Source organism: Vibrio thalassae (genome assembly GCF_900089835.1).
Lineage (GTDB): Bacteria > Pseudomonadota > Gammaproteobacteria > Enterobacterales > Vibrionaceae > Vibrio > Vibrio thalassae.
This window is the reverse complement of the sequence record NZ_OANU01000103.1, coordinates 1-12793: the sequence shown is the minus strand read 5'-3', so window position 1 is coordinate 12793 and position 12793 is coordinate 1. Positions and strand designations below refer to the sequence as shown.

Genomic DNA, 12793 nt, shown 5'->3' with positions numbered 1-12793 from the left:
AGCTCAATCTAGGCGTAACAATTACCGGGTGAGGCCGAGATGGCTCTGCGATGGCGCTGAATCTTTTGATGATGACTAAGCAGAGTTAGGATTCGCCCCTCATCATGAATTTGGTCAAAAAACGGATTGGCGGCTAAAGTATCAACCTGGCACTCATAGACCGTGATGTGACCATGGTGATACTTTTCAGGGATATAGATATCAGAGATAAGCGTTTTAGCATAAGGCTTTATGGCAGTGATCAGTAATGTCTTGCCCTCAAATAACTCGCATGTGTAGTTGTGAACCAGTCGATGGAGGTCTTTATTAACGGCGACATAACTAAGAAGACAGTGTTGTCCATTGCTATCTTTACCATGAACGATATGGCCCACAACAGCATCTCGGTGTTTCGCCAATACCACCGTCATCTCCTGAATTGACATAGCACTGATCAGTTGTTGAAAAGTAGCAAAACGGTAGTGTTCTTGAGCATAAACGATTTGCTCTCGATAGATCTCTGGTAGGTTATCCCAACGATAGGTTTCGTAAGTATCTATGGTATATGGGTAGAGCGTATCAAACCCTCTGAAGAAATCGTCGTATTTCTCCACACCTTGAATGATGCGTTGCTCATCCTCACTGTAGTGGTAGCTTTGTTGAAAGAACGTTGCGACACCAACGCGACGCATGAGGGATGGTTGTCCGTTGTTGTGCTCCCATTTGCTGAGCATTGGTTGATTGATGCCTTGAAATGCTCGGTGGGAAAGACTGAGCGCCTCAACCAACTCCAACTGAGACATGCCATTAAAACGACGCCAATATTTCAATGCTTGGGCGAAATTATCGCGTGAAAACGGACTCTCTGATTGTGCTTCAAATGTCATAATCGCTCCTGAGTTCGAAAACTAGTGGATAGTCTACTTAGGTTATATGACACAGGCTTGCTGGGGCGCACAAAAGCATATTTTAAAACGTTACAAAGGGTTAGTAGACGTTGAAAATTTAGCGTACAGGTTAACGAGGTTGCAACAGGTAAAATTAAGCAACATTAGATATACATCACTTATATCACCTAGGGTAATGACGAATGTGTCTGACATGAGCCATAATTAATAAACGTTAACAATTCTCTGCGCAATTATTGGCCATGAAATGTTACATTTAGTGCAGATACTCTTCTGACACACTTTTCGCTGACGGAGGGGTCGGTAAATTGCTTTTTAGTGGTGGAATCGAATATGCAAGAAAATCACAAGATTTTAGTTGTTGATGATGATGCACGTCTACGTGCATTACTAGAGCGTTACTTATCAGAGCAAGGATTCCAAGTACGCAGTGTTGCTAACAGTGAGCAGATGGACCGCCTGTTAACCCGTGAAAACTTTCACCTAATGGTATTGGATTTAATGCTACCAGGTGAAGATGGCTTGTCGATTTGTCGTCGTTTACGTAACGCCAACAACATGTTGCCGATTCTGATGCTGACAGCCAAAGGTGATGAAGTTGACCGTATTGTCGGCCTTGAGGTCGGAGCGGATGACTATCTACCAAAACCGTTCAATCCTCGTGAGCTACTTGCTCGCATCAAAGCGGTATTACGTCGCCAAACTATTGAAGCTCCTGGTGCACCAAGCCAAGAGGAGTCCGTGGTTGAGTTCGGTGATTTCCGTTTGAATCTTGGTACACGTGAAATGTTCCGTGGTGAAGAGACAATGCCTTTAACATCGGGTGAATTTGCGGTACTGAAAGCGTTGGTGACCAATGCGCGTGAACCAATGTCTCGCGATAAACTGATGAACATGGCGCGTGGCCGTGAATATTCAGCAATGGAACGTTCTATCGACGTACAGATTTCTCGTCTACGTCGTATGCTAGAAATTGACCCAAGCAAACCTCGCTACATTCAAACCGTGTGGGGTCTAGGTTATGTATTTGTGCCAGACGGCAAAGAAGCATAATCAGAAATATCGATAAGGCTCTGGATGGATTCAGGGCCTTTTGTTTATCATCTACCTCAGATTCCTCTTATCTTCGCTCTCTAAGGAAAACCTATGCGATTTCGTAGCTCCTTCACGCAATCCATTCTGCTGTTTTTTACACTCTTGATTGCTAGCCAAGTTTTTTCTTATTACGCCGTATACAACTACGCTCTTGTCCCTAGTTTGCAGCAGTTCAATAAAATACTGGCGCATGAATTGTCGTTTTTCTTGGAAGACAACGAAGCAGTTGATGAGCAGCTTGAAATGGATGCCCCGTTACGCCGACGTGTCTTGGAGCAGTTAGGCGTCACTATTCATGCTGACGACAGCGCGATGGCGAACGAGTTTAACCATGCGATGCCTATCGACCTGATGAGCGAGGAGATGACGGATGAATTACACTCTAAAACAGAAGTGAGGCTGATTCTTGGCGCAGAAAGCTACATTTTGTGGATGAAGATAGACGCGTTGCCCAACTCGCTGATACGTATTCCGCTGTCAGAATTACAAGAAGAAGACTTTGCCCCGCTATTTAGAAACAGTTTGATTATGGCGCTCTTAGTGATTGCGGGTGGTTGGCTATTCATCCGCTTGCAAAACCGGCCACTTACCGCACTCGAAAATGCCGCCAATTTGGTGGGTAAAGGGGAAATCCCACCACCTTTACCTGAGAAGGGGGCATCTGAGATTCGCTCGGTTACGCGTGCCTTTAACCAAATGGCAAAAGGTATTCAAGAGCTTGAGCAAGACCGAACGTTATTAATGGCGGGTATCAGCCATGATATTCGTACTCCCTTAACACGAATTCGTCTTGCGACAGAAATGATGTCGCCGGAAGACAGTTACTTAGCAGAGGGGATTATCAGCGATACCGAAGAGTGTAACGAAATCATTGGTCAGTTTATGGATTACCTAAAACCAGTGAATACTCAGTCGTTTGAACCGATGAGCTTGAATGATATTTCGTCTGATATTGTCTCATCTGAAGGTGGATATGAGATCCAGATTGAATATGCCCCAATGGCAACCATCAAAGATATTGAAGGCAGTCCAATTGCGATTAAGCGTGCGATTACCAACTTAGTGGTTAATGCGGTTCGTTATGGCAATGGCTGGGTAAAAGTCACTACAGGTATGACGGTGGATAACAAACTGGCCTGGGTCACCATTGAAGATAACGGTCCAGGTATCGAGCAGAGCCAAATAGGCCGGTTATTCGAACCTTTCACGCGAGGTGATACTGCGCGAGGCAGTGAAGGTACAGGTCTGGGGCTGGCGATTGTGAAACGGATTATTAGTCAGCATCACGGCTCAGTGAGTATTTCGAATCGCAGCGAGGGTGGGCTGAAGGCACAAGTGAGCTTCCCTGTGGCTAAGAATGGTTTGAGGTAGGGACTTATGATTGTGCATAAGGTTTGCTTTGCGTAAGCGGCGCGCTGGAGAAGATCCCCTTTTGCAAGGGGATGACGGCGTTATTCTGTAGAGTGGTGATGATATAGATAGAGCAGACCTCTTATGCCTTGGCGTAAAACTCTCTATCGCCTAGCCAACGGTCAATAATCTTCTTGGCGTTCTCTGGGTACTGTTCGTGCACATGTCGCGCAATTCGTTGAACTTCTGGTACTAATCTTTGGTCCCGCACTAAATCAGCAATCTTAAAGTCAGCCAGTCCAGTTTGTTTGGTACCAAGAAGCTCACCAGGACCACGAATCTCCAGGTCTTTTTGCGCAATAACAAACCCATCATTGCTCTCTCTCAGTACGCCTAAGCGCTTCTGAGCGGTTTTAGACAGCGGGGAGTGATACAACAGCACACAATGACTTGCCACGCTACCGCGGCCAACACGGCCCCGTAGCTGATGCAATTGAGCCAGACCAAGGCGCTCTGGGTTTTCGATGATCATTAAACTGGAGTTAGGGACATCCACACCAACCTCAATGACGGTGGTTGCAACCAGAAGGTGAAGCTCGTTATTTTTAAACTGCTTCATCACTTGTTGTTTTTCAGCCGGCTTCATTCGGCCATGAACTAAACCGATTTTCAGATCAGGCAGCTTACGTTGCAGATCTTCGGCGGTCTCAGCGGCGGCTTGTGCTTCCAATACCTCTGATTCGTCGATCAATGTACAAACCCAATACGCTTGTTTGCCCTCGTGTAAGCACGCATTTTTGACACGCTCAATGATGTCGTCGCGTTTGGTGTCTGGAATGGCAACGGTTTGAATTGGGGTTCTTCCCGGTGGCAGTTCGTCGATTACCGAGGTTTCCAAGTCGGCATATGCCGTCATGGCTAAGGTTCTTGGGATTGGCGTGGCAGTCATAATCAATTGATGAGGGTAGAAACCTTGTTTAGCACCTTTTTCACGCAGCTCTAAGCGCTGGTGGACACCAAAACGATGTTGCTCATCAATAATCACCAGTGCAAGGTTGTGAAAATCAACCGACTCTTGGAATAGGGCATGCGTCCCTACGACCATTTGAGCTTCTCCGCTGGCAATACGCGCCAACTCTGCTTCCTTAGCTTTGCCTTTTTGTTTTCCTGATAACCAACCAACTTGTATCCCCATGGCTTCAAACCAACCTGCAAAGTTGATGGCATGCTGCTCGGCAAGTAATTCGGTTGGTGCCATCATCGCGACTTGATAGCCATGTTCTATCGCCCGAACAGCCGCGAGCGCAGCGACCAAGGTTTTACCAGAACCCACATCGCCCTGAACCAGGCGCATCATAGGAATAGGTTTAGCAAGGTCAGTTTCGATTTCTTGCACCACTCGTGATTGCGCACCTGTAGGGGAAAAAGGTAGTTGCTCAAGTAGCTGATTTTTTAGCTTTTCAACGGGCGCTAAGCCAATAGCTGCATCTTGTTGACCTTTACTGCGCACCGCTAACATAGAAAGGTTTTGCGCCATCAGCTCTTCAATAATCAGTCGCTGTTGAGCCGGGTGCTTACCTTCATCAAAGTCGTCCAAATTAATCGTTGGTGGTGGACGATGGATGGTGTGTAGCGCCTCCGCAAGGGTAATTTGTTGGTTATACAGTCCGCTTGGAAGCAACTCGTCTACGGCTGCTTTGTCCATGAGCTCAAGCGCTTGGTCTGTGAGGTTACGCAGTGTGAGCTGCCTTAATCCTTCTGTGGTTGGGTAAACCGGGGTTAAGGTTTGCTCTAGCTTTGGCGCTTTACCTTCGGTTTGAAATTTGTACTCTGGATGGATGATTTCAAGACCATGGTTGCCACGCTTCACTTCACCATAAGCGACAATAAGGCGACCTTCAGAGAAGTTGTTCTTCATCGCTGCGGTAAAATTGAAGAAGCGTAGTGTAATAGTACCGTTGCCATCGCTCACTTTAACCGTCAACATCTTGCGACGCCCGAAAGCCACATCACTACTCATGACTTTCCCTTGCACTGAGCCCCAGAGGCCAGGGTGCAAGCGAACGATCGGGTAGATACGAGTACGATCTTCATAACGGTGAGGTAAGTGAAACAGTAAATCTTGAACCGAGTGTAAGCCGACTTTCGCCAGTTTTTCAGCGACTTTAGCTCCTACGCCAGAAAGCGAAGAAAGAGAAATTGCCGATAACAGCTGAGCCATATTTACCATCCATCAAAATGTTATATGCCGATATTCAAGCATTTTACTGTCTTTTTGTACAGTTTTTCGCGCAGCTGGAGTGTTATTGTCGAAGTGCTTCAAAGGAATAACAAAATCAGCCTCAAACCATACTCAGTGCTATTTTTTCTGCATTTCTTGCCACCACTCTTCTGTCGCCACAATTTGGCCTTGGTCATCGAGTGGTGGATAAGGGAGGCGTTTTTTCTTGGCAACTTTCGCCAGTACGGGGTGGCCGCGTTCGAATAGAATTCGATGAATGGTGTCTTCGGGCAGAGCGCTGACCTCTCGGTCGTACATACCAGCATTTTGGCGCTGCCTTTGAGCTTCAAACAAAATCAGTGCACTGGCGACTGAGACGTTCAAAGATTGCACCATGCCTACCATAGGAATAATGATGTCTTGATCCGCTTCGGTGAGCGCATCTTGGGTGATGCCATGCTTCTCGCCACCAAGAATGATCGCGGTTGGCTTGGTGTAGTCGATGTCACGGAAGTCGACAGCATTTTCGGAAAGGTTGGTTGCTAGTACCTGCATACCTTGAGATTTTAAAGCGCGAACGGCGTCCGCGACAGTATCGTGAGTGTCAACTTCCACCCAGTTTCTAGCGCCCGCAGAGGTATGACTTAAAGTACGCATTTTCTCATCAGGCCAAACGGCATGCACTTTATGTACACCTGCTGCATCGGCAGTGCGAATGACCGCTGAGACATTATTGGGCTTATGGACTTGTTCTAGTAGTACTGTCAGATCCGGCTGACGCGCCTTTAGCACTTGTTGGATACGATTGTAGCGTTCTAAGTTCATCAATAGATTCCAAATAAAACGGGCTCGATAATTATCGAACCCGTATTAGATCAAGCAGTGGTGTTAGTTCTTACGACGTCTAACACGCAATGCATGTGGCATTACGCGAATGCGCTTCATGATTCCAGCAAGGTGAACACGATCTTTGGTCGTTAACAGGACAGTGACTGTGTACAAACGGCCATCGCGTTCTTCCGTTGAGATACCGTGAATATTTGAGCCTGTTTTAGCAATCACATTGGTCAGCTCTGCGAGCGCACCTTGGTGATTCTGCAGGTCAACTTTTAGCTCAGCAGTAAACTCTTGCTCGTAATCGTCACTCCATTCAACCGCCATGTACTTATCAGGCTCTTTCTGGTGACCACGAACGTTCGGACAAGTTTCTCGGTGTACCACTAAGCCGCGGCCTGGAGAAACGTGTGCAATGATGTGATCATCTGGAATAGGGTGACAGCAGTTGGCAAATGTCAGCAAGATGCCTTCAGCCCCACGAATCGGTAAGCGTTTACCCGATGTTGGAACTGAACTGGTTTGCGTCAGTTCATCGGTATCGCCAAGTAGACGACGAGCAATAACAATACTCATCAACTCACCTAGGCCGATAGCTGCTAGTAAGTCGTCAACACTGCCCAGTTTGAGGTCTGTCAGTACTTCGTTGATATTTTCAGGGTAGATAGTATCAACAGAGTGGCGGCCTAAAGCATGGTTCAGCAAGCGGCGTCCGAGTACGACAGATTCTTCACGGCGCATTGTTTTCAGCACTTGACGAATCTTAGTGCGGGCACGTGATGTCACGACATAGTTAAGCCATGCCGCATTCGGTCTTGCGCCAGGTGCACTGATGATTTCGACGGTTTGACCGTTTTTCAGCGCTTTGCTTAGCGGGTATGGATGGCGATCTACGCGCGCACCCACACAGGTGTTACCCACATCGGTATGGACGGCGTAAGCAAAGTCGACGGCGGTTGCACCAAGTGGCAGTTCGACAATACGACCTTTTGGTGTGAACACGTAAATTTCGTCTGGGAATAGATCCGATTTTACGTTTTCAATGAATTCAAAGGAGTTACCAGCACTTTGTTGTAGTTCAAGTAGGCTTTGCATCCAGCGCTGCGCTTTAATTTGTGCAGTGGTGCCAGTACGGTCGCCATTCCCCTTGTATGCCCAGTGTGCAGCAACACCTTTGTCCGCCATTTGATCCATGTCTTCAGTACGAATTTGTACTTCTACTGGAACACCATGAGGACCCACCATGGAGGTGTGTAAGGACTGATAGCCGTTCGCTTTGGGTACCGCGATGTAATCTTTCATGCGACCAGGGCGTGGCTTGTACAGGCTGTGGACTTGACCAAGGACTCGATAACAAGTGTCAGCAGTATCTACGATGACGCGAAAAGCATAGATATCCATGATGGTATGGAATCGCTGCTCTTTGGTTTTCATCTTGTTGTAGATAGAGAAGAGGTTTTTTTCTCGCCCCAATACACGAACGTTGAGACCGACTTCATTAAGTCGCCCTTCAATCTCGCTATGGATGCGCTGAATCATCTCTTTACGATTACCACGTGCCGATTTCACGACTTCTTTTAGTACGCGATAACGGTTTGGGTAAAGCGCTTCAAAGCCAAGCTCTTCAAGCTCGGTTTTGATGTTGTGAATACCTAATCGGTGCGCAAGTGGCGCATAGATCTCTAAGGTTTCACGAGCGATACGACGCTTTTTGTCTGGGCGAAGAGCCCCAAGCGTGCGCATGTTGTGGGTACGGTCACTCAGCTTGATAAGAATGACGCGGATGTCCTGCACCATGGCGAGAACCATTTTACGGAAGTTCTCGGCTTGGGCTTCTTTACGATCGCGGAATTTAAGTTTATCGAGCTTCGATACGCCGTCGACGAGTTCCGCCACGGATGTACCAAATTGTTCTTCAAGCTCTTCTTTGGTGACTTCCGTATCTTCAATAACATCATGCAGCAGTGCAGCTTGCAGTGTTTCAATATCCAGACGCATTTCTGCGAGGATACGAGCTACAGCAACAGGGTGGATGATGTATGGTTCACCGCTAGAGCGGGTCTGCCCTTCATGGGCATCTCTTGCTACCACATAAGATTGACGCAGAGCCTCTACTTGAGGCTCTGTTAGGTATTCTTGGGCAACGTCTTTAAGGCTATCGAATAGGTACAAATTTTAGGCCCGAAAGTCGATGGAGCTCTGATTAGGTACTAGGAATTAACGGTTGTGAGCAATGCTGCTTACTGCCGCTAGTTCTGCAGCTTCTTGCTCTTGCTGCTCTTGACGCTCACGTGCATCTAGTACTTCTTTCGTGATCAAGCCTTCTTCGATTTCGCGCAGTGCGATAACCGTTGGCTTATCATTTTCTTCTGGCACTAGTGCATCTTTACCACCGATTTGCATCTGACGTGCGCGGCGAGCCGAAATAAGAACTAGGTCGAAACGGTTACCAACTTTTTCAACAGCGTCTTGAACAGTTACGCGTGCCATAAGAACTCCAATAGTTAACTAAATTTTTGATGACGAGAAAGTATACAGGCTATTACGTTTAGATTCTAGATCACAAATGATCCTATTAGCTACTGTTACTTAGATTTTAATTGTGCGCTACATTCGAGGTAGCACTCTCGTCATCCCCTTGAAAAAGGGGATCTCGTGCGGCGAGTGACTTACATTATTTGAACGCAATACTCGCTGACAAAGACCCTTACTTTCGTGAGGATGACGCTATAGTTTATTTTTTCGTGTACGCTACATTCGAAGCAGCACTCTCGTCATCCCCTTGAAAAAGGGGATCTCGTACGGCGAGTGACTCACATTATTTGAACGCAATACTCGCTGACAAAGGTCCTCACTTTCGTAAGGATGACGGTATAGTTTATTTTTTCGTGTACGCTACATTCGAAGCCGCACACTTGTCATCCCCTTGAAAAAGGGGATCTCGTACGGCGAGTGACTCACATTATTTGAACGCAATACTCGCTGACAAAGATCCTCACTTTCGTGAGGATGACGGTATAGTTTATTTTTTAGTGTACGCTACATTTGAAGCCGCACACTTGTTATCCCCTTGAAAAAGGCGATCTCGTGCGGCGAGTGACTCACATTATTTGAACACAATACTCGCTGACAAAGATCCTCACTTTCGTGAGGATGACGGTAAATTTTGTTTTTAGTGTACGCTGCATTTGAAGCAGTACACTTGTCATCCCCTTGAAAAAGGGGATCTCGTGCGGCGAGTGACTCACATTATTTGAACGCAATACTCGCTGACAAAGGTCCTCACTTTTGTGAGGGTGACGGTGTTTTACTCAGCTAGCAAAGCATCTAGCATGCCTTTATATTTCACCGCTTGCTTGTCTTGTTTAAGACGCTCAGCGCGTAAAATTGCTTTGAAATCAACGAGTGCGCCATCAAAGTCATCGTTGACGATAACATAGTCGTACTCGTTGTAATGTGACATTTCTGATTTTGCTTCGCTCATGCGCTTGGCAATGACTTCATCGCTGTCTTGACCACGTACGTTCAAACGACGCTCTAACTCACTGTTAGAGGGTGGAAGGATAAAGACGCTTTTCGCTTCTGGCATTTGCTCACGGATTTGACGCGCGCCTTGCCAGTCGATATCGAGGAAAACATCGATGCCTTTTTCCAACGTTTCTTCAATCCAAAGACGAGACGTACCGTAGTAGTTTCCGAATACTTCGGCGTATTCCAAAAACGCGCCTTGTTCAATCAAGGATTCAAAATCGGTTTTATCAACAAAGTGATAATGAATACCATCTTCTTCGCCAGGACGCATATCACGAGTCGTGTGAGACACTGATACTTTCATTGCGTATGTCGGGTTTTTTTCCAACATTGCTGAAATTAAGCTCGATTTACCAGCGCCGCTTGGTGCTGACACGATATAAAGCGTACCTTTACCTATCATTTTTCAGAGTCCACATCTTGGGTTGAAGGAGTAGAGAATATCGTTATTTGATACTTCTATTCTATACGTTCACTGACCAAAGCGTTTAAAAATCGGCCAGAAAAATGGAGGCGAAGAGTATCATGTTTGTTAGGAGCTCGACAAGTGATCCGGTAAGCACTTCCTTGGTAAGTCATGCGCTCAAAAAGCAGATCCTATTGTGCGGAATCAAACAGAATGTTTAACCTAGAAGAGCAAACGTTTGCTTAAATATCAAGATGTTGTTTTTTAAGAGATAAAAATAGTTCACAAAAACATTGATTTATTCCTGAGTCTGATTAGAATTCGCGCCATTATTTTTGTTACGCATGAGTTTGCGTTCTCTATTTTATTGCTATAGGTCTTATTGTGAGTGCAGAATTAATCGGGCAGCGTCAAGCCAGCCCCTCTATTGTTGAATCCATCTTTAAAGTCAGTGAACGCAAGTCCACAATTGGGACGGAAGTGTACGCTGGGTTCATTACATTCCTCGCAATGAGCTATATTTTGGCAGTGAACCCAGCGATTTTAGGCGATATCCCTGGTATGGAAAGAGGCGCGGTATTCACTGCGACCGCGTTAGCGGCGGCCTTTGCTACATTAATTATGGGTATTTTTGGTAATTATCCTGTCATGCTAGCCCCAGGAATGAGCATGAATGGCTTTTTTAAAGGCATGCTGTTAAGTAGCTCAGTGGCATTGGTTTGGCATGAAGCGTTGTTAGGTATCTTTTTTTCCGGCGTGCTGTATCTCATCCTATCGCTTACTAATGTTCGTAAGGCGATGATTGAATCGATTCCAGAAGACCTAAAGCTGGCAATTACCGTCTCGCTTGGTTTGTTTATTGCGTTTCTTGGACTAAAGAACGCCGGTATTATCGTTTCTAATCCTATTATCCTAGTCAGCATGGGCGATATTTCTGACCCTAAAGTGATCATCGCTTACATCAGTATTTTTATCGCCTTGGGATGCATGGTTCGCGATATAAAACTAGCGACATTTATCTCTTTCGTTTCGGCTATCGTGCTTACGGTTTTAGCGGATACGTTTATGGGCACCAACAATGCTCCAATCCCAGACCATTTAGTCGCTATGCCGCCGAGCATCGCAAGCAGCTTTGGTGCTATTTTTGATTTTTCTGGCATTACCGCTGAGAAGATGTTTGATTTGCTCTTTATTATGATCATCTTCCTCATTGTGGACTTTTTTGATGGTCTCAGCACAATCGTTGGTGTAGGGCGTGATGCTGGCATTATTGATAAAGACGGCAAAGTCCCTAATGCGCGTTCAGCCTTGATTGCAGATGCAGGTGGTACGGTGATGGGTTCTGTGTTGGGAACCACTTCCGTGACGGCATTTTCAGAATCGGGTATTGCGTCATCACAAGGTGCAAAAACAGGTCTAGCGGCAGTGATTGTTGCAGGTTTATTCCTGTTGTCACTGTTCCTGTACCCGCTGTTCTCATTATTTTCTGCGGCGATGGTCGCACCAGCTATGGTCGTTGTTGGCATCTACATGATCGGTCGCTTGGGCGATATTAAATGGGATAAGAAAGAGTCTCGCATCGCCGCCTTCTTCACCATTATGTTCACCGTATTAAGCTTCTCACCAGCCAACGGTATGGCAATGGGCTTTATCAGCTACGCATTCAGTATGGTTGTAGCAGGAAAAGGTAAACAAGTTCACCCCGTAATTTACGTGTTGTCTGTGGTATTTATGGCGTATTTGTTGATGCTGTAATTTTTGAGAATTGTTGAGCGTAAAAAAAGCAGGCGAGTTCGCCTGCTTTTTTGCTTTGTAAAACTTAAATGTAGTAATGGTTACTCAAATACGATCTCAGAGTTTTCGTCATCGTTGTTTTTTATTTTAAGGAATCCGTTGTCGCCAGTTAATCGTGACCCAGCCACATAGCCTTGTGAACACGTTGAGGTATCAGGGTAATGATAACCTAACATCTCAGTTAGGTAGTGCGACAGTTGAATTTGAAATACTCGATCGCATTTGCCCAAAGTGGCTTCAGCTAATTCAATATTGCTGTGCTTGTCTGAAGAAATATAGACAGGAACCTTGTAGTTAGACTCGTGATTGAAATTACCATGTCCAGCAGTATTCTTCGTCACATATTGCCCGTGATCGGACGTCATAATTAGAACCCAATCTTGGGGCGCAGTTTGCTCTACGCGAGTTTGAATCTGTTTTATGAGATCATCCGTGTAGTGGACGCTGTTCATATACTCCGCATAGTCCCCCTGTGTCAGGATAGTTGTCGCCCTTAATCCTCAATAAAAGTAAAACAGGGAGCGGTAAGTTTAATTAAGTGAAGCGTTATTCAGAAGAGCATAAGAAAGCAACTATTCGCAGGTTTGTTGAAAGTGGTTTATCCTTGCGGGAGTTTGCAGATAATGAAGGTATGCATATCTCTACTCTGCACGATTGGAAGAATAAGTATTTAGA

General features: G+C 45.9%; 11 protein-coding genes. 4 read left to right on the top strand and 7 right to left on the bottom strand.

Going from position 1 to position 12793, the window contains the following annotated elements:
• Positions 1–8 precede the first annotated feature (8 nt).
• On the bottom strand, positions 9–866 hold the full coding sequence (locus VTH8203_RS19360; RefSeq protein WP_096995121.1) for a helix-turn-helix domain-containing protein: 858 nt from the start codon (positions 864–866) through the stop codon (positions 9–11).
• Between the two features lie 354 nt (positions 867–1220).
• Here VTH8203_RS19360 and ompR point away from each other — a divergent pair, with 354 nt between their 5' ends.
• Both ompR and envZ read left to right on the top strand, forming a co-directional pair.
• Positions 1221–1940, top strand: coding sequence for an osmolarity response regulator transcription factor OmpR (ompR, locus tag VTH8203_RS19355; RefSeq protein WP_096995119.1), 720 nt, complete (start codon positions 1221–1223; stop codon positions 1938–1940).
• A 93-nt stretch (positions 1941–2033) separates the two neighbouring features.
• Positions 2034–3353 (top strand): two-component system sensor histidine kinase EnvZ, encoded by a 1320-nt coding sequence (envZ, locus tag VTH8203_RS19350; RefSeq protein WP_096995118.1) that lies wholly within the window; start codon positions 2034–2036, stop codon positions 3351–3353.
• Between the two features lie 121 nt (positions 3354–3474).
• Here the strand turns inward: envZ and recG are convergent, their stop codons facing one another.
• The 5 genes from recG to gmk all read right to left on the bottom strand — a co-directional run bounded on the left by recG (position 3475) and on the right by gmk (position 10318).
• Positions 3475–5553, bottom strand: coding sequence for an ATP-dependent DNA helicase RecG (gene recG / locus VTH8203_RS19345; RefSeq protein WP_088876393.1), 2079 nt, complete (start codon positions 5551–5553; stop codon positions 3475–3477).
• 138 nt (positions 5554–5691) lie between these two features.
• The gene (gene trmH / locus VTH8203_RS19340; protein WP_096995117.1) at positions 5692–6378 is read right to left on the bottom strand and encodes a tRNA (guanosine(18)-2'-O)-methyltransferase TrmH; all 687 of its coding nucleotides are present in this window, start codon (positions 6376–6378) and stop codon (positions 5692–5694) included.
• 63 nt (positions 6379–6441) lie between these two features.
• Positions 6442–8559 (bottom strand): bifunctional GTP diphosphokinase/guanosine-3',5'-bis pyrophosphate 3'-pyrophosphohydrolase, encoded by a 2118-nt coding sequence (gene spoT / locus VTH8203_RS19335; protein WP_096995115.1) that lies wholly within the window; start codon positions 8557–8559, stop codon positions 6442–6444.
• A gap of 45 nt (positions 8560–8604) precedes the next feature.
• Positions 8605–8877 carry a DNA-directed RNA polymerase subunit omega gene (rpoZ, locus tag VTH8203_RS19330; protein ID WP_006071268.1) on the bottom strand — a complete coding sequence of 91 codons (273 nt, stop codon included), beginning with the start codon at positions 8875–8877 and terminating at the stop codon, positions 8605–8607.
• Positions 8878–9694: 817 nt separating this feature from the next.
• On the bottom strand, positions 9695–10318 hold the full coding sequence (gmk, locus tag VTH8203_RS19325; protein WP_096995140.1) for a guanylate kinase: 624 nt from the start codon (positions 10316–10318) through the stop codon (positions 9695–9697).
• 390 nt (positions 10319–10708) lie between these two features.
• On the opposite strand from gmk, the gene VTH8203_RS19320 reads away from it, so the two are divergent.
• Entirely contained in the window at positions 10709–12079 is a 1371-nt protein-coding gene (locus VTH8203_RS19320; protein WP_096995114.1) for an NCS2 family permease, read from the top strand.
• A gap of 80 nt (positions 12080–12159) precedes the next feature.
• Here VTH8203_RS19320 and VTH8203_RS19315 read toward each other — a convergent pair whose 3' ends face one another.
• Positions 12160–12597, bottom strand: a complete 438-nt coding sequence (locus VTH8203_RS19315; RefSeq protein WP_306346047.1) for a sulfatase-like hydrolase/transferase — start codon at positions 12595–12597, stop codon at positions 12160–12162.
• A 59-nt stretch (positions 12598–12656) separates the two neighbouring features.
• Here VTH8203_RS19315 and VTH8203_RS25625 point away from each other — a divergent pair.
• The coding region (locus VTH8203_RS25625; protein ID WP_158296061.1) for a transposase at positions 12657–12793 on the top strand (137 nt) is incomplete at its 3' end.

Excerpts from the sequence above, each read along its gene's own strand:
- VTH8203_RS19360 (WP_096995121.1), bottom strand. The coding sequence starts at position 866 with ATGACATTTGAAGCACAATCAGAGAGTCCGTTTTCACGCGATAATTTC.
- ompR (WP_096995119.1), top strand. The coding sequence starts at position 1,221 with ATGCAAGAAAATCACAAGATTTTAGTTGTTGATGATGATGCACGTCTA.
- envZ (WP_096995118.1), top strand. The coding sequence starts at position 2,034 with ATGCGATTTCGTAGCTCCTTCACGCAATCCATTCTGCTGTTTTTTACA.
- recG (WP_088876393.1), bottom strand. The coding sequence starts at position 5,553 with ATGGCTCAGCTGTTATCGGCAATTTCTCTTTCTTCGCTTTCTGGCGTA.
- trmH (WP_096995117.1), bottom strand. The coding sequence starts at position 6,378 with ATGAACTTAGAACGCTACAATCGTATCCAACAAGTGCTAAAGGCGCGT.
- rpoZ (WP_006071268.1), bottom strand. The coding sequence starts at position 8,877 with ATGGCACGCGTAACTGTTCAAGACGCTGTTGAAAAAGTTGGTAACCGT.